General features: G+C 60.9%; 16 protein-coding genes. 2 read left to right on the top strand and 14 right to left on the bottom strand.

Annotated features, from left to right (window positions below):
* Positions 1-76: 76 nt before the first annotated feature.
* Positions 77-1,507 (bottom strand): glutamate--tRNA ligase, encoded by a 1,431-nt coding sequence (gltX, locus tag J2T60_RS05385; RefSeq protein WP_253446423.1) that lies wholly within the window; start codon positions 1,505-1,507, stop codon positions 77-79.
* Between the two features lie 111 nt (positions 1,508-1,618).
* Between gltX and J2T60_RS05390 the strand changes: the two genes are divergently transcribed.
* Positions 1,619-2,242 (top strand): peptidylprolyl isomerase, encoded by a 624-nt coding sequence (locus J2T60_RS05390; RefSeq protein WP_253446426.1) that lies wholly within the window; start codon positions 1,619-1,621, stop codon positions 2,240-2,242.
* A complete protein-coding gene (locus J2T60_RS05395; protein WP_253446429.1) occupies positions 2,239-2,961 on the top strand; it encodes a UDP-2,3-diacylglucosamine diphosphatase in 723 nt (240 codons plus the stop codon). Before J2T60_RS05390 ends, J2T60_RS05395 begins: the two co-directional genes overlap by 4 nt.
* A gap of 3 nt (positions 2,962-2,964) precedes the next feature.
* On the opposite strand, the gene J2T60_RS05400 is transcribed toward J2T60_RS05395, so the two are convergent.
* From J2T60_RS05400 to J2T60_RS05460, 13 genes are all read right to left on the bottom strand, one after another.
* Positions 2,965-3,576, bottom strand: coding sequence for a MiaE family protein (locus J2T60_RS05400; protein WP_253446433.1), 612 nt, complete (start codon positions 3,574-3,576; stop codon positions 2,965-2,967).
* 3 nt (positions 3,577-3,579) lie between these two features.
* Positions 3,580-4,803, bottom strand: coding sequence for a glycerate kinase type-2 family protein (locus tag J2T60_RS05405; RefSeq protein ID WP_253446436.1), 1,224 nt, complete (start codon positions 4,801-4,803; stop codon positions 3,580-3,582).
* An 8-nt stretch (positions 4,804-4,811) separates the two neighbouring features.
* Positions 4,812-6,323, bottom strand: a complete 1,512-nt coding sequence (gene purF / locus J2T60_RS05410) for an amidophosphoribosyltransferase (RefSeq protein WP_253446438.1) — start codon at positions 6,321-6,323, stop codon at positions 4,812-4,814.
* Between the two features lie 11 nt (positions 6,324-6,334).
* Positions 6,335-6,841 carry a CvpA family protein gene (locus tag J2T60_RS05415; protein WP_253446441.1) on the bottom strand — a complete coding sequence of 169 codons (507 nt, stop codon included), beginning with the start codon at positions 6,839-6,841 and terminating at the stop codon, positions 6,335-6,337.
* Between the two features lie 98 nt (positions 6,842-6,939).
* Positions 6,940-7,674, bottom strand: a complete 735-nt coding sequence (locus J2T60_RS05420; RefSeq protein WP_253446444.1) for an SPOR domain-containing protein — start codon at positions 7,672-7,674, stop codon at positions 6,940-6,942.
* 1 nt (position 7,675) lies between these two features.
* Positions 7,676-9,043, bottom strand: a complete 1,368-nt coding sequence (gene folC / locus J2T60_RS05425) for a bifunctional tetrahydrofolate synthase/dihydrofolate synthase (RefSeq protein WP_253446447.1) — start codon at positions 9,041-9,043, stop codon at positions 7,676-7,678.
* 15 nt (positions 9,044-9,058) lie between these two features.
* Positions 9,059-9,928 carry an acetyl-CoA carboxylase, carboxyltransferase subunit beta gene (gene accD, locus J2T60_RS05430; protein ID WP_253446450.1) on the bottom strand — a complete coding sequence of 290 codons (870 nt, stop codon included), beginning with the start codon at positions 9,926-9,928 and terminating at the stop codon, positions 9,059-9,061.
* Entirely contained in the window at positions 9,925-10,770 is an 846-nt protein-coding gene (gene trpA, locus J2T60_RS05435) for a tryptophan synthase subunit alpha (RefSeq protein WP_253446453.1), read from the bottom strand. Before trpA ends, accD begins: the two co-directional genes overlap by 4 nt.
* Positions 10,767-12,017, bottom strand: coding sequence for a tryptophan synthase subunit beta (gene trpB, locus J2T60_RS05440; RefSeq protein WP_374728470.1), 1,251 nt, complete (start codon positions 12,015-12,017; stop codon positions 10,767-10,769). Before trpB ends, trpA begins: the two co-directional genes overlap by 4 nt.
* Positions 11,995-12,615, bottom strand: a complete 621-nt coding sequence (locus J2T60_RS05445) for a phosphoribosylanthranilate isomerase (protein WP_253446458.1) — start codon at positions 12,613-12,615, stop codon at positions 11,995-11,997. The genes trpB and J2T60_RS05445 overlap by 23 nt, the downstream gene beginning before the upstream one ends.
* 96 nt (positions 12,616-12,711) lie before the next feature.
* Positions 12,712-13,530: a tRNA pseudouridine(38-40) synthase TruA gene (gene truA, locus J2T60_RS05450; RefSeq protein WP_253446461.1), complete on the bottom strand. Its 819-nt coding sequence runs from the start codon at positions 13,528-13,530 to the stop codon at positions 12,712-12,714.
* An 11-nt stretch (positions 13,531-13,541) separates the two neighbouring features.
* On the bottom strand, positions 13,542-14,051 hold the full coding sequence (locus J2T60_RS05455; protein ID WP_253446464.1) for a hypothetical protein: 510 nt from the start codon (positions 14,049-14,051) through the stop codon (positions 13,542-13,544).
* Positions 14,052-14,255: 204 nt separating this feature from the next.
* Positions 14,256-16,952, bottom strand: a complete 2,697-nt coding sequence (locus tag J2T60_RS05460) for a FimV/HubP family polar landmark protein (protein WP_253446467.1) — start codon at positions 16,950-16,952, stop codon at positions 14,256-14,258.
* Positions 16,953-16,981 lie beyond the last annotated feature (29 nt).

Genomic DNA, 16,981 nt, shown 5'->3' on the forward strand with positions numbered 1-16,981 from the left:
CGTCGGACCGGGCAAATGGTTGCGATAATGTCCCCGGCACAGAACCGGCCCGGGGAACAGCAGATGGGGCACTTGATCAGCTAAGGCTGATACATCGTTCCAGACGACGCATGGCCTCACTCTGACCAATCAGGGCTAACACCCCATCCAGATCGGGGCCCGAACGCTGCCCGGTCAAGGCCACCCGCAGGGGCAAAAATAGCTTCTTGCCCTTTGCGCCGGTCAGTTGACGGATTCTCTGCGTCCAATTGGTGTAATCCAGGCCCGTTGCCTCCAGGGCATCCAGTGCGGTCTCGAAGAAATCCCGGCCACTTTCCTCAATCACGGCCTTGGCTGCCTCATCCATGGGAGCAGCGCCATTGAATAGGCGGTGGGCCCAGTCCCGGGCCTGCTCCGGGAAAGTGACATTAGGCTTGATCAAAGTGGCAAAGGCTTGAGCCTTGCCCGGTGGTACCGCGGTGGATACCGCATCGGCCATCCAGTTCCAAGCGGCTTCCGTATCCAATTCGGCCACCGCCTGCTTCTGCCAATAGAGAAGTTGATGGGCATCATAGCGGGCCGGCGCCTTGCCAACCCGTGCCACGTCAAAATCCCGGGCCAGTTCCACCAGGCTGCGCAGCCGCTCCTCCTCGTCGTAACGGTGCCCAAGACGGGCCATGTAATTGAGAATGGCCAGGGGCAAGTAGCCCTCCCGGCGCAGATCCCGAAGGCCAAGGCTGCCGGCCCGTTTGGAGAGCGGGCCGCCATCGCTGTCAGCGATCAATGGCAAATGACCATAGGCTGGCGTGGGCAGGCCCAGGGCTTCCAGCAACATCAGCTGCCGGGGGGTGTTGGTGAGATGGTCTTCACCTCGCATGACATGGCTGACCCCCATGAGAGCATCATCCACAGCATTGCTGAAGAAGAAGGCAGGGGTGCCATCGGTGCGGCGAATCACGAAATCACCAATATCATCGGTGGCAAAATGCTGGGGACCGCGAACAAAGTCCTCAAACTCGATCCGCTGACCGCTGGGCACCCGGAAGCGCCAGCTGGCCGGCTCTCCGGCATCCAGACGTCGCTGGGCCTCGGCGGGATCGAGCCGGGCACAGGTACCGGCGTAACGCGGCGGCTTGCCCGCAGCCCGCTGAGCCTGGCGACTGAGTTTCAGCTGTTCCTTGCTGCAGAAGCAGGGATAACTCAAACCCTGTTCTTGCAACTGGGTAAAATAGCGCTCGTAGATGGCCTGTCGCCGGGATTGACGATAGGGTCCCTGATCGCCCCCGGCATCGTGGCCCAGCTGCCAATCCAGTCCCAGCCAGCGCAGGTCACGCATTAGCGCTTCCAGGAATTCGTCCCGGGACCGCTCCGCATCGGTGTCTTCCACCCGCAACATGAACTGTCCCCCCTGGCCGGTGGCATACAGGGCGTTAAACAGGGCTGTCCGAGCATTGCCCAGGTGGATATGACCGGTAGGGCTGGGCGCAAACCGGGTGACGGGCTGGGGGATTGTGGGCTGCGTATTCATGGCGGGGCATCATAGCCGATCCAGCCTCCGCAAACAAAGCCTACGCCTGCCCCGGGAGAGTCAGTAGAATACGTCCTGCTGCGGATTTCCCATCAACTGCTGGAGACCTTGATGCCTGACCGAAAATATTGCCAGTGGCTTGCCCTGCTGTTTTTTCTCACTCCCTGGGCCATCGCCGCCGATGACCGCACCAGTCATCTGCTACTGGAAAGCAGCCACGGGGATATCATGATCGAGCTCAACCCCCAGCGCGCTCCGCTGACGGTGGAGAATATAGTGACCCATGCCCGGGAAGGTTTTTACGATGGGCTGATCTTTCATCGAGTCATTGAAGACTTCGTGATCCAGACCGGTGGCTACGATGCTGACTTTCAGTCCAGAAGCTCGGAAAGCACCGTGCACAACGAGTCCGGAAACGGCCTGAGCAATCAGCGTGGCACGGTGGCCCTGGCCCGGGGTGATGACCCCCATTCGGGCAGTGCCCAGTTCTACATCAATCTGGATGACAATGAGCGCCTGGATCCCAGCCGGGCCCGCTGGGGCTATGCCGTGTTCGGCAGAGTAGTCCATGGAATGGAGACGGTAGAGACCATTGGTGCTCTGCCCACCGAGGCCCGGGGTGGCTTGCGCTCGGATGTGCCGGAGGAAAATGTCATTATCGAGAAGGTGGAGGCCATGGATCGCAGCATGGCCTTCGAATGGCTGGATGAACAGGAAAGGGGCCAGGAGGAATGACCACACTTTTCATTTCAGACTTACATTTGCACGAAAGTCGCCCGGAAATCACGAAACTGTTTCTGGATTTTCTCGCCGGAGAAGCTCGGGACGCCAAGGCCCTGTATATCCTGGGGGATCTGTTCGAGGCCTGGATCGGCGATGACGCCCCCACTGAGCATGACCGGGAAGTCATTACCGGCATGGCGGCGCTCACCCGGGCCGGTGTTCCCGGCTATTTCATGCGGGGTAACCGGGACTTTCTGATCGGCGAACGCTTTGGCCGGGAAACCGGCTTCCAGATTCTCCCCGACCCCACCGTCATCCAGCTTCGCAATGAGCCGGTGCTGCTCATGCACGGAGATTTCCTGTGCCTTGACGACGAAGAATACATGGCCTTCCAGCAAGTCGTCCGCAGCGAAGCCTGGCAGGCAGACTTTTTGTCCAAGTCCATCGAGGAACGGATTGAGTTCGCCAAGCGGGCCCGAGCGGAGAGCGCCGCCCGGGGCCAGGAGAAGTCCATGGACATCATGGATGTGAACAAGGAAGCCGTAAGCCGGGCCATGCAGGAAGCGGGTGTACGGCGTTTCATCCATGGCCATACCCACCGCCCCGCCATTCACGAGTTCCAGCTGGCGGGTGAGCCGGCCCAGCGTATCGTGCTGGGAGACTGGTACGAACAGGGCAGTGTGCTGCGCGTCAATCAGGAAGGCTACGAGCTAGAAAACATTCCGCTGTAAGAATTAGATGTTTTGCTGGGGCGGTCCTGAGTGGAAACGGAACTGTTCATCGGGCCGGGTGACCAGCTCGGCTTCCTGCTCGGCGAACACCGCCACCCGATCATCCACCGGCCCGTCATTAGCTTGTTCCGCCAGAATCAGATAGTCCCGAAAATGTCGGGCTTCGGAGTTGAGCAGCCGCTGGTAAAACCCGGCGACCTCCTCATCCAGCACCGGAATCAGGCGTTCAAAACGTTCACAGGAACGGGCCTCGATGAAGGCGCCACAAACCAAGAGGTCTACCAGCTTGCCGGGTTCCTGCTTGCGCATGCATGCCCGCAGGCCGGACGCATATCGGGAGGGGGGAATCCGCCGGTAGCGCATGCCCCGCTGCTGAATGATTTTCAGTACCTGTTCGAAATGGCGCAGTTCTTCCCGAGCCAGCCGCGACATCTTTATCTGGAGCTCACTGTGGCTCGCATAGTCATGCATCAAACGCATGGCGGTGGCGGCAGCCTTGCGCTCGCAATGGGCATGATCCAGCAATAGCAACTCCATATGCCGTGGAGCAGTCTGGACCCAGGCCTCCGGCGTGGCGCATGGCAGAAAGTCGTGGATGGTTTTGGCTTGTGGCATGACTTACCTGCTCGGCAATTTCAAGCCGATAATCAGATCATTGATATTGGTTTCGGTGGGGCCGATATGGACCAAATCCCCGGCCGCGCCCAGAAAACGTCCCGCATCGGCCCAGTCCAGGGCATCCTCTGCCGTCAGCTCACCACTCGAACCCCGGGCCACGGTTTCCCCGTCCACCACCGCACCGGCGTCCCCTGACGGTCCATCCAGACCATCACTACCACAGGCGAGAAAATAGACATTACTCTGACCCTCGAGCCGCTCAGCCGCTGCCAGGGCCAACTGTTGGCACCGCCCCCCCTGCCCGGAGGCCTGAGGCAGGGTCACTGTGGTTTCACCACTCCAGACATGAATGCCGGGCGGGGCCTCAAGAACCGTCTCGGCCAATCGGCGCCCCACATCAGCGGCATCTCCTTCCAACCACTCATCCATGACCCGTACTGGCAAATCCCAGTCCTCGCACATGGCCGCGACCTGATTGCGCAGCGTGGCGGCATCGGCCAGCAAGTGATGTCGGATTGCGGCTGTGGCATCAGATCGGTAATCCCCCACCAGTACCGAAATCCAGTCCGGCAACGGTGGAAGGGAACCCCCGAGCGGCGGCAGAAAGGGTCCGGATGCCAGGGCGGGTAGCTGCCCCGGTGGTACATCAGACAGACACAAGACCTGGGCCGGGCAACCATTCAAACGTCGCGCCAAGGCACCCCCTTTCACGGCCGACAAGCACTGGCGGACTCGATTAACATCCACGATATCCAAGCCGGACCCCAATAGCCATTCATGCACGGCATGCAGGTCCTGTTCTGAAACGCCCTTCCGGGGTGCTTCCATCAAACTGGAGCCACCACCGGAAAGCAACACCAGCAAAGGCTCGTCCAACGGCAGGGAATCCATAAAGTCGAGCACGGCTTTGCCTGCACGAAAACTACCTGGTCCCGGCAGGGGGTGTTCCGCGGGTAGGGTGGTGAAGCTATCCGGTGCCTGTTCGGCGGACTGCTGCAACGGGTGAATCACCAAGCCGGAGCGGAGGCAATCGCCACCGACCTCATGTGCCCCTTCCGCCATTGAGAGTGCGGCTTTACCCACCGCCAGTACATGAAAAGGGGAATTGAATGGATGATCAAAAAGGAACTCAGCCACTTGGCGTCGGCCCGACAGACGGTCAACCGCTTGTCGGTACACCTTCATCAATTCCGCCCGCAGCGTGATAGCGCCCCCCGGCATCATGATCCCCTTCAGGAGGCGTTATGAAGATCAATGATACCGCGATACTCGGCATATTTGCCCTGCTTGGCGGCATCCGATCGTTCCTGGGCGAGTTGCGCCAAATACGCATCATCCACATCACCGGTCACATATTGACCATCGAACACCGAGGTATCGAATCCCTTGATCCGGGAATTGCCTTGATGGACGGCTTCAATCAAATCCGGCAAATCTTGGTAGACCAGCTTGTCGGCTCCGATCAGCTCACAAATCGCTTGGGTGTCTCTTTGATGGGCGATGAGTTCCTCGGCCGCCGGCATGTCGATACCATAGACATTGGGGTAGCGTACCGGCGGCGCGGCGGAGGCAAAATACACTTTCCGGGCACCGGCATCACGAGCCATCTGGATAATCTGACGTGAGGTAGTCCCGCGCACAATGGAATCATCAATCAATAAAACGTTCTTGCCTCGGAACTCCAGATCAATGGCATTGAGCTTCTGGCGAACCGACTTCTTTCTCTGCTTCTGACCGGGCATGATGAAGGTCCGCCCAATATAGCGGTTCTTCATGAATCCTTCCCGATATTTCACACCTAGCTGGAAAGCCACCTGCAATGCCGCGGTCCTGCTGGTATCCGGAATGGGAACCACCACATCAATATCATGCTCGCCCCACTCACGGACGACCTTCTCAGCCAGGGTATCCCCCATGCGCAGGCGTGCCTTGTAGACCGAGACATCGTCAATAATGGAATCGGGCCGGGCAAAATACACGAACTCGAACAGACAGGGGTTGGCGGAGGGTGATTCGGCACATTGACGGGTATGCAACTCCCCTGACTGATCAATGATAATGCCCTCACCCGGAGCCACATCACGAATCATCTTGAAACCAAGCACGTCTAGGGCAACACTCTCCGAGGCCACCATGTATTCCTTGCCATGCTCGGTCTCCCGGGAACCGAAAACCAGAGGCCGGATGCCCCAAGGGTCCCGGAACGCCACTAGACCATAGCCATTGATCAGGGCCACGGAGGCATAGCCACCACGGCAACGATGGTGGACGGCACTGACCGCTTGAAAAACATCCTCGACGGAGAGTTTGAGCTTGCCAATGCGCTGAAGCTCGTGGGCGAAGACATTGAGCAGGATCTCGGAATCCGATTCGGTGTTCAGATGCCGAAGGTCCTCCCGATAAAGCAGATCTCGCAGTTCACTGGCATTGGTCAGATTACCGTTATGAGCCAGGGCGATGCCATAGGGGGAGTTGGTGTACAGCGGTTGAGCCTCGGAAGAGCTGGAACTGCCAGCGGTGGGGTACCGACAATGCCCAATCCCCATGTTGCCACGCAAGCGCAGCATATGTTCCTGTTGGAAGACATCCCGCACCAGGCCATTGCTCTTGCGCAGAAAGAATCGATCGTCCTCGCAGGTCATGATGCCCGCTGCGTCCTGGCCGCGGTGCTGGACCACGGTCAACGCTTCGTAGATTGCCTGGTTGACGGGGGAATGCCCCGTCAGGCCCACGATGCCACACATGCGCTCGTCCTCTAGAAATTCTGGAATTCGATGATGTCCAGGTCTTGCACCAGATTCTCCGGCAAAAACCCGGCCATCCATGCCGAGATGGGTTCAATCAGGGGAATAAAGGTCGACTCGCCCCACCAGGGGTCGTGATTCAGCTCTGTGAGCATCCCCAGAAGGACCAGGGCCGCCACCACCACAACGCCTCGGGCGAGACCGAACAACACACCGATCATGCGATCCGTCCCGCTCAGGCCGGTCTTCTTCACCGCCAGGCTGACAAAATGATTCGCCATGGCACCAAGTACCAGGGTCACAATAAACAGGGCGGAAAAGGCCACCAATACCCGCAGGGAGGGAGTCTCAATATGCCCAGCGAGCCAGGCATCCACCATATCTGTAAAAGTCAGTGCCACCCAGAAAGCCAGGATCCAGGTCGCCAGGGACAGGGCCTCCTTGACGAACCCCCGCATGAGGCTGATCAAAGATGATAAAACTACCAACGCAACGATGACGTAATCGACCCAGACCATGCCCCATCCATTCCCCGTGAATACCGGCGGTGCCGACCTTTCCCTTAAGAAGCGCGAATTCTAACAGATTGCGCACGGATCCGGCGTGTCGGAAGCCATCAGGGATGGGGAACCGGGGAGGCTTCGTGCCCCGTCTGCTCTAGAATTCGCTCGGCCAGTGCCTGGGCATCATCACGCTCCGGCTCCAAGCCTACCCGAACCCGGTAGAGAACCCGGTCATCCGATTCGTAACGCATCAAAAAGGACTGAAACCCCTCTGCGCGCAAATCTGAAACCAGTCCCTCGGCATTTTCCCGATCGGCAAAGCTGCCCACCTGGGCCGCCCAACCGCTCCCAGAAGGCACATCATCCGCGGGAGCTTCCTCGGTATCGGTATCCGTCTCGGGCTCCCCTTCCGGCTCCGACTCGGGCTCGGTTTCGGGCTCAGGCTCGGCCTCCCGCTCATCTTCCCGCTCCGGCTCGGCTGGCGGCGCCTCCTCCTCCGGCACACGGGTGTCAAGCGTGGTCTCATCCGCTAATGCGTCTTCCCGATCGCCTGTCTCGTCCATCCCCCGGGCTTGTGCCGGCTCATCCTCCGTCTCATCACGGGCCGGTTCGGCCTCGTCCCGGGGACGGGGCCTGAACAGGTCATCATCAGGGGCTTCTTCCGCCTCGGTGCTTTCCTCCCGCAAATCCATCCGAGTCACCGGCAAGTCCTGGTCGGCATCGGGTCTATCGAGTCGGACCGAACGCTCGCTGTCGTCCGGCCCGCCCAACATCATGGGCAGGAAAAGGACGGCAATGGTGAGCAACACCACCAGGCCGATAATGCGTTCCTTAAGCTTGCGGTCCAATTCAGCGACTCCCAGGGTTCGCGGACGGCTTGTGGGTCTCAGTGTGCCGCGTCTGCCGCCATTCACGCAATACTGGGCCAACCGTCATGAACGAGCCCATCACCAGGACCTGGTCCTCGGGCCTACTGGCGGCCAGTGCCGCCTGCCAGGCCTCAAGCGGTCCGGGCGATGCCTCATCCGGGTTCAGGGGCGCCAGGCGAGCCAGGACTAACTCCGGACAATGGCGTTTTAACTGTTCCAGGCTCAGGCCGCCGATTTCCGATAAATCCGCCAGCCACCATTCATCCACTACCGCCTCCAAGGCGCCCAATACACCGGCCACATCCTTGTCACCCTTCATGCCCAGCACGGCCCGGCGCTTTCCGGAGACCGGATGCTTCTCGAGCCAGGAAGCCAGTGCGGTGGCGGCATCGGGATTATGGGCAACATCCAGCAGAGTGTCCGGGGCGCCGCCCAACAACTGGACCCGCCCGGGCAACTGGATATCGGCCAGCACCCGTCGAACCTTGTGGCTGTCCAATGCCTGCGGACGCAGTTGGGCCACTGCCGCCAGTGCTCCGGATGCGTTGTCACGCTGCCAAGGCAATTGCCACCAGGGCTGGGACGGCAAAGCACTCAGGGTTTGCTCCTCCGGTCCCCACCAGGTCCAGTCACTGCCCGGTCCATCCCGCCAGCCAAAGGCCTCGCCGGCGCACAGGAGTTCGACGGAGTGGGCCCGCGCGGCAGCAGGCAGTGGTCCCTCGGGTGAGGGGTCCGCAATGACGGCCGGTCGACCAGGGCGGCAGATACCGGCCTTTTCCCGGGCAATGCCATCAAGGTCATCTCCCAACCAATCCGCATGATCCACCGCCACCCTGGTCAGCAAGGCCACATCGGCATCCACCACATTGACCGCATCCAGGCGTCCGCCCAGCCCCACCTCCAAGACGGCATAATCCACCCCCTGCCGACGAAACAGATCCAACGCCGCCAGGGTGGTGAATTCAAAATAGCTCAGGGAAGCCCCGCCCCGGGCTTCGTCCACCCGGGCCAGAGACGCGATGATGGCGCGATCCGTGGCGGGCTGGCCGTCCACACGGATCCGTTCATTGAAATCAATCAGGTGAGGCGAGGTATAGGCCCCGACACGGCAACCATCGGCACGCAGCAGCCCCTCGGCCACAGCCACGCTGCTGCCCTTGCCGTTGGTCCCGGCCACGGTCAGCACCCCATAGGAGAGCTTGTCGAGGCCCATGGCCCCGCACACCGGTCGCAGGCGATCCAGTCCCAGATCCACCTCGACCGGATGCAAGCCCTCCAGCCAAACCAGCCAATCATTCAGGGAGGCGGTAGCCGCCGGTGCGCGGGAGTGTCCGGATCCGGCATTCACAATGGGCTCTGTACCTCAGCTGCCGGTAGCATCCAGCGTCTGACGAGTCATCATGGACAAAACATTGGCCAGACGATCCCGCATCTCCCGGCGGTCCACGATCATGTCCACTGCCCCGTGATCCAGCAGGAACTCACTACGCTGAAAGCCCTCGGGCAGGGTCTCGCGCACGGTCTGCTCAATCACCCGGGGCCCGGCAAAACCGATCAGCGCCTTGGGCTCGGCCACATTAATATCGCCGAGCATGGCCAGGCTGGCACTCACCCCCCCGGTGGTGGGATCGGTCAGCACGGAGACGAAGGGCAAGCCCTCCTCGGAAAGACGCGCCAGAGCGGCACTGGTTTTTGCCATCTGCATCAGGGACAACAAAGCTTCCTGCATGCGGGCCCCACCACTGGCGGTAAAGCAGATCAGCGGGCAGTTGGCCTCGGAGGCCGCGCGCGCAGCACGCACGAATCGTTCCCCCACCACCGAGCCCATGGAGCCCCCCATGAAGGCAAAATCGAAGGAGCAGGCCACCACGGGCATGCCCTTCAGGCGCCCTTTCATGACCACCAGGGCATCCTTCTCACCGGTCTTTTTCTGAGACTGGACAATGCGGTCACGGTACTTTTTTGTATCCCGGAACTTCAGCGCATCCACCGGTTCCACGCCGGCGCCAATTTCCGCCATGGAATCCGCATCCAGGAAACGTTCCAGACGAGTGCGGGCCCGCAGACGCATATGGTGATTGCATTTGGGGCAAACATGCTCGTTACGTTCCAGATCGGAACGATAAAGCACCGCATCGCAAGCCGGACATTTGGTCCACAAACCCTCGGGGACATTATGGCTGCGCCCTTGGGTCTTGATGCGGGAGGGGACGAGTCGCTTAAACCAGTTCATGACAGTGCTGCTTCCTTTTGATCGTTACCGCTACCCCGAGCCTGGCTAATGGCCTGGCTCAGGGGCTGAATAAAGGCTTCCGCGGCCCGAGCGAGATCCTCACCCCGCTCCGCCGCAGCCTGCAAATGGGCCACCAGGCGGCTGCCGACGATCACGGCGTCGGCAAAGCGTGCCACGCTGCCGGCGGTTTGTGCATCACCAATACCGAAGCCCACGCCCAGGGGCAAATCGCTCACCTCGCGCAGGGCCATCAGTCCTTTTCGGACCGCTTCGGTATCCAGACCGCCGGCACCGGTCACCCCCTTGAGGGACACATAATAGATGAATCCGCCCGCCAGGTCTGCCAGGCGGCGGCGCCGGGCCTCGCTGGTAGTGGGTGCGACCAAAAAGATCATATCCATTCCGGCCTTTTTCAAGGCCGGTGCCAAATCGGTGGACTCTTCCGGCGGGGCATCCACCAGCAAGACAGCATCCACGCCGGCATCAGCCGCCGCCTCGACAAATGCCGCTTCCCCCATAATCTCCACGGGGTTGAGATAACCCATGAGTATCACGGGGGTGTCACCATCGGATTCCCGAAAGCGTTTTACCGCGGCCAGGCTATGGCGCAGGCGCTGACCGGCGGCCAGGGCCCGTTCACCGGCCGCCTGAATCACCGGGCCGTCAGCGACCGGATCCGAAAAGGGCATGCCGAGCTCAATCATGTCGGCCCCGCCCCGGACCAGTCCCTGCATCACCAAGACGGTGGCCTCCGGGGATGGATCGCCGGTCATGACATAGGGAATCAGGGCCGCGCGGTTTTCTGATTTCAGGGCCTTGAAGCGTTGCTCGATACGACTCACAGGGACACCCCCTCTTCCGCGGCCACGGTGTGCATGTCCTTGTCCCCCCGACCCGAAAGATTCACCACCACATCCTTGCCAGGGCCCAGCTCACGGGCCAGCTCTATCGCCCGGGCGACGGCATGGGCGGATTCCAGGGCCGGGATAATGCCTTCGGTTCGAGACAGGCGATGGAAAGCCTCCAAGGCCGCCTTGTCACCAATATGGCCGTACTGGACCCGACCACAGTCCTTCAGCCAAGCGTGTTCGGGACCGACCCCGGGATAGTCGAGACCGGCGGAAATGGAATGGGTATGGATGATCTGGCCGTCTTCATCGGTCATCAGATAGGTGCGGTTGCCGTGCAGAACACCTGGGCGCCCCGCACTAAGGGGGGCAGCATGACGGCCGGTTTCCACACCTTCGCCGGCAGCTTCCACCCCGTGGAGCGCCACCTCAGGGTCATCCAGGAAGGGATGAAAAATGCCGATGGCATTGGAGCCGCCTCCCACACAAGCAACCACCGCATCCGGCAAACGGCCGGTGAGGGATTGCATCTGATCACGGGCCTCGACCCCGATCACCGACTGAAAATCCCGCACCATCATGGGATAGGGATGGGGCCCGGCCACGGTTCCGATGATATAGAAGGTATCATCCACATTGGCCACCCAGTCCCGCATGGCTTCATTGAGGGCGTCCTTGAGGGTACGGGAACCGGAGTCCACCGGGACCACTTCGGCCCCCAATAGGCGCATGCGAAACACGTTCGCCTCCTGACGACGCATATCCTCGGCACCCATATAAACCACGCAATCCAGACCCAGGCGTGCGGCCACCGTGGCTGAGGCCACACCGTGCTGGCCGGCACCGGTCTCGGCAATCACCCGGGGCTTGCCCATGCGTTTGGCCAGCAATGCCTGGCCCACAGTGTTATTGATCTTGTGCGCGCCGGTATGACAGAGGTCTTCGCGCTTGAGCCAGATGCGGGCACCACCCGCCCATTCACTCAGGCGGTCGGCCGGATACATGGGCGTAGGTCGGCCTACGAAGCGGGACAATTCTCGGGCGATCTCCGCCTGGAAGTCCAGTTCTTCACGGGCGGCTTCATAGGCCTTGCGAAGTTCCTCCACCGGACCCATGAGGGTTTCGGAAACAAAGGTACCGCCAAAGATACCGAAATGCCCGCGAGCATCCGGCAGCTGACGAAACCCCTTGGAACCCGTTTCTTCCGCTGTGCTGGCTTTAACAGACACGATGGACCTCATTGATGAAATGCGACATTTTCACCGGGTCTTTCACCCCCGGCGCCGATTCAACCCCCGAACTGACATCGACCCCCCAGGGGCGCACCTGTTCCACGGCCCGCGCCACATTCCCCGGGGACAACCCCCCGGCCAGCACCAGGGGCCGTTGCAAGGCCTGTGGCAGCCGTTGCCAATCAAAGACCTCGCCCGTTCCACCGGCGCGATTTCCGGCATGGCTGTCCAGCAGCAATGCAGCGGCGTCCTCGTATTCGCCTGCCAGGGTCATGGGGTCAACACCGCCGGACATGCCCAGGGCCTTGATATAACGGCGCCCGAAAGCGCGGCAAAAGGCGGCGGATTCCCTGCCATGAAATTGGAGCATTTCCAGTGGAACCCGGGCCAGAACCTCGTTAACCCTTGCTTTCTCGGGATCCATGAACAGACCCACCACAGACACGAACGCCGGGATGGCTCGGGAGATTTCAACCGCCTGGGAGAGTGTAATGGCCCGCGGACTGTTGGGATGGAAGACCAAACCCAGGGCATCGACACCGGCCTCGGCAGCGGCTTCCGCCTGGGAGGCGGAGGTTACACCGCAAATCTTGATCCGGGGCCGCATTACCGTTCTCTCCGTGTCACATCGTCATTGCAACGTATTAAGGTAACAGAAAGCGGATAAGCAGGCATCCCGGGACGACCTGCATAACCATCGCTTCTAAAGCGGCCCGGGCAGCATGGGCTCCTGGGCCGGGCGAGTTTTGTCGTCAACCTCGGGATAATCCGGATAACGCACACCCACAAAATACAATCCCTGAGCGGGGGCCGTGATGCCGCCTTGTCGGCGGTCCCGCAGACCAAGCAACCGGGCCGGCCAGTCTTCACTGGCTTCACCCTTGCCCACCGTCATCAAAACACCGGCGATGTTACGAACCATGTGGTGTAGAAAGGCATTGGCCCGAACATCCATAACCACCAGATCATCGTCTCGACGAATCTGTATCCACTCAAGACTCCGCCAGGGCGTGGGCGATTGGCAGGCCACCGCCCGGAAACTGGTGAAATCGTGTTCCCCCACCAGGCCCTGGGCGGCCCGATGCATGGCATCGGCATCCAGGCGATGATAGACCCAGGCAGCGCGATGGCGACCCAGAGCGGTCCTGGTCGGGCGATTCCAGATCACGTAGCGATAGCTCCGGGAACGGGCCGAATAACGGGCATGGAAGTCAGCCGCAACGGGTGCCACCCAGCGCACATTGATATCGTCCGGCAGGCGACTGTTACTACCCAGGACCCAGGCCCGCTCGGGCCGCCGAGAGTGACTGTCAAAATGCACCAATTGATTCAGGGCATGGACACCGGCATCCGTGCGACCGGCACAGACCACCTCCACTGGATGATCCGCTACATAACTGAGGGCATCCACCACCAGGGCCTGTACCGTGCGCACCCCCGGCTGCTGAGCCTGCCAACCGCGAAAACCGCTGCCATCATATTCAATGGCCGCACACCAGCGTTGTTGAAGCGGTTCAGACACAATCCTTTACCTCAGTACAGCAAAACCAGAAGCAACATCGTCCAGACAAACAGTAAGAACAGCCATTGCCACCAGGGGCTGGGGCCCAATACGGGGAATTGACGGTCTTCAGCTTCCACCGAGGCCGCCTCCTGCTCCACCTGGCGGATCTGCTCTGCCAGCAAGCGTGGCAGGCCCCGGAACCAGGATCGTCCCCGGGGACGAATGGCCGCCAGGCGCTCCCGCTCAGCCAGGGCGATCTCCATCAACAGGGCCAGACGCCGGGAAAAGGCGGTACCCGGCAGGCCCAAGCGATCCAGCTTCCCCAACCCTTCGGCCAGGGCCGCTCCCACCATCATGGCGGAGTGGCGATACAGCAGGGTATGGACGACGGCGAACAGGGTCATCAGCATCAAGGCCCGTTCTCCGGCAAGCTGCCAGTCGGGCCGTGACTCGGCCTGGGTCGGTAGCCAGAAATAAACGATCATAATCGCCACCAGCAGCCACTTTAGACGCCAGATGCCACGCAATAGACCAGCCAAAGCGGGCCTTCCCTGTCGCAAATGCCACAGCAAGACCATGATCGCAATTACACTGGTTTGCCACCAGGCAAACCACGGCAGGCATATCACCAGGCTGAGGACCAACAACAGATGGGTGCGCACGTGCAGCACAGCAACCCCGCTACAGAAAAAGCCGCCGCCCCTTGCTGGGCGGCGGCTTGAAGGTGTCGGACGGGATGGGTCCTAGATGGAATCCATCAGGGAGCGGGCTTCCTTTTTCTGCTCATCATTCCCCTCCTCAATGACTTCTTCCAGAATGCCCCGGGCCCCGTCACCGTCTCCCATGTCAATGTAGGCCCGGGCCAAGTCAATCTTGGTATCGATTTCCTCGCCCTCTTCGCCTTCATCATCACCCAAGTCCAACAGATCATCATCGTCATCGCCGAAATCGATGCCTGCCGGTGCGGCGTCATCCGGCGTAACCTTACCGGCCTGATCGCTTGCCTGGGCCTGGCTTTCCCTTTCTTCCGGGCCCATATAGCTGGACAGCTCTTCAAAGGCTCGCTCAAATTGAGCCTGGGATTCCGTGCCAAAGGCCTCGTTGGCCTTTTCCGGCGGTACGTCCACGGTGGGGAAATCGAAATCATCGGAATCGCTGTTGTCGCCCTGATCCGCCGCCTTGTCCAGCACCGAGGCACTGTCGTCATCCAGCGAGAAGTCCTCCGAGGCATCAGACTCAGACGGCTGTTCAGCGTCGCCCTCATCCAGATCCGGCAGATCAAAACTCAGATCATCATCACCGTCATCACTGGCCGCAGGTGACGCTGACCCTCTGTCCGACTCCGATTGTTCATCAGGCAAGGCATCTGAAAGATCCAGATCAATCCCCTCTTCACTGTCATCGGCTACACTCGACTCGCCGCCCACATCCAGATCCAGGTCCAGGGGGGCATCATCCGACATCTGGCTTTGTGAGTCTTCCAGACCCTGCCCTTCCGGTGGGGTGAGATTCTCCGACATGGGCTCGGCCGGGGCTTCCACCGGTTCATCGCCACCAAAGAGCGATTCACCCGGGGTTATCTCGCGGCCCAAGCGTGCCGCCTGGCGCCACTCATCACTGTCTTCGTCCACATTGCCATGCATACGTTTGGCCGCCGCCAGGAATGCGGCCGCATTACTGGCGGCAAACTGGGTTTCCAGCAACTTGAGGTGCAGGCGTGCGTCCTGTGGATGCCCCTTCAAAGCGTCTTCCAGCAATGTAGCCGCCTTGTCGTAGGTACCATAGGCGATATGGAAATCCGCTTCCTCCAATGCATCACCCACGGCCATGCTTTGCTCTTGGTCAGCGGCCAGTCCTTGCTCATCGCGGCTGTCGTGCTCACCGCCTTCCTCCAGATCACTGGATAAATTGACGTCTTCGATATCCCCCGATGCTTCATCATCCGAACTGAAGGCGAATGATTCCTCGTCGGCAAGCCCTTCTTCAGCAGTGCTGCGTCGGCGGCGAACCGCCACCAACCCAGCCGCCGAAGCGAGAATCAAACCGCCCAGAATGCCGATACCCACTGGCGACGTCACGGCCCCAACCAGACGGGACAGCATGGTCGGCTCATCGGCGAAACGGGTCTGAGCTCCTGGCGCTGCCTCTTCCTCGGCCGCCTCATCGGCCGCCGGGTCGTCCGCAGCCTCCTCGGCAGCGGCGACGGCTTCTTCCTCTTCCCGCTCGTCCTCGGCCGGTGTCTCTTCTTCCTCGGCAACGGCGACTTCGTCCTCGTCCGCGAACACCGGTTCATCCAGTGCCGCGTCCAGATCATCATCACGAACCCGTTGCTGCAGGGCGGCCAGCTGATCGTCCTTGAGCTCCATCATGCGACGAAGCTCTTCAACCTCAGCTTCCAACTCACTGATCTGGCCGGACAGGGCCTCGCTGTCTTCCTCAGCCCGATCCCGCTCGGAACGTGCCTGACTGAGCTCGCTCTCCAGCTCGGCGACTCGCTCCTCGGCATCATCCGTTCCGACACCGACACTTTCCGCATCGTCCTCGCCCGGCGCCACCAAACGTAGCTCGTCCTGCTGTTCACGTTCCGGTGCTTCCGCGACCTGGGCACGACCTGTCTGCCAGGCCTCGTTCTGACGACTGACTTCCTGGTTGGCGTGGGAGGCTGTCACCTGCCCCAGGTCCGCACGCTCGGGCACCCGCAACACGGCTCCCTGACGCATACGATTGATATTACCCTCGAAGGCACCCGGATTGGCCTCGAACAAGGCAATCATCATCTGATTAATGGATACGCCTTCCGGTCGCAGCCGATCGGCGATATTCCACAGGGTCTCATTACGACGAATGGGGCCGTATTGGCCCCCGAGTTCCCGTTCCGCCCGCAGCGCATCCCGTTGTCGATCTGGCGCCGCCGGTTCACTATCCGGCCTGGGCTCCTCCTCCCGGGGTTCGCTGACCGGCTCCCTTTCGGCCCGTTCTTCCTCCTGGCGGGGGTCCGGATCACTGACCGGGCGTTCCGTCTCCGCGGCTTCGCCGGGGCCGAAGGTCGGGGGATCCAGCAGCAAGGTGTATTCCCGCAACAGACGACCACTGGCCCAGCGGGCCTCTACCAGAAAACTGACAAAAGGCTCACGGATGGGGTCTTCTGTACTTACCTGGATATAGGCATCAGCACCCTCTGTGACCACTTCGAATTCAATGCGCGCATGAATGGCACCCCGATCCAAGCCATAACGTTCGAAGTGGTCCGTCGAGGCCATGCTGACCTGCAGGGCCTCCAGCTCTTCGGCTGTCGGTGACACCAACTGAATGCGGGCATCCAGTGGCTGGTTGAGCGCGGAGCGCAGATCGACCTCGCCCAGGCCCAAGGCCCAGCTCATTGGGGCCCAGACCAGGGCCAAAAACGCCGCGGCGCACACCTTTGGTGAAATCTTCGTCACTCCGTCACTCCCCGTTTGCTTCGGTCAGG

Source organism: Natronospira proteinivora (assembly GCF_024170465.1).
Taxonomy (GTDB): Bacteria; Pseudomonadota; Gammaproteobacteria; order Natronospirales; family Natronospiraceae; genus Natronospira; species Natronospira proteinivora.

Coding starts and splice junctions, on each gene's coding strand:
- J2T60_RS05415 (WP_253446441.1), bottom strand. CDS start 6,841: ATGGTCTGGGTCGATTACGTCATCGTTGCGTTGGTAGTTTTATCATCT.
- gltX (WP_253446423.1), bottom strand. CDS start 1,507: ATGAATACGCAGCCCACAATCCCCCAGCCCGTCACCCGGTTTGCGCCC.
- purF (WP_253446438.1), bottom strand. CDS start 6,323: ATGTGTGGCATCGTGGGCCTGACGGGGCATTCCCCCGTCAACCAGGCA.
- J2T60_RS05445 (WP_253446458.1), bottom strand. CDS start 12,615: ATGCGGCCCCGGATCAAGATTTGCGGTGTAACCTCCGCCTCCCAGGCG.
- accD (WP_253446450.1), bottom strand. CDS start 9,928: ATGAACTGGTTTAAGCGACTCGTCCCCTCCCGCATCAAGACCCAAGGG.
- trpB (WP_374728470.1), bottom strand. CDS start 12,017: ATGAGGTCCATCGTGTCTGTTAAAGCCAGCACAGCGGAAGAAACGGGT.
- J2T60_RS05390 (WP_253446426.1), top strand. CDS start 1,619: ATGCCTGACCGAAAATATTGCCAGTGGCTTGCCCTGCTGTTTTTTCTC.
- J2T60_RS05400 (WP_253446433.1), bottom strand. CDS start 3,576: ATGCCACAAGCCAAAACCATCCACGACTTTCTGCCATGCGCCACGCCG.
- J2T60_RS05395 (WP_253446429.1), top strand. CDS start 2,239: ATGACCACACTTTTCATTTCAGACTTACATTTGCACGAAAGTCGCCCG.
- J2T60_RS05405 (WP_253446436.1), bottom strand. CDS start 4,803: ATGATGCCGGGGGGCGCTATCACGCTGCGGGCGGAATTGATGAAGGTG.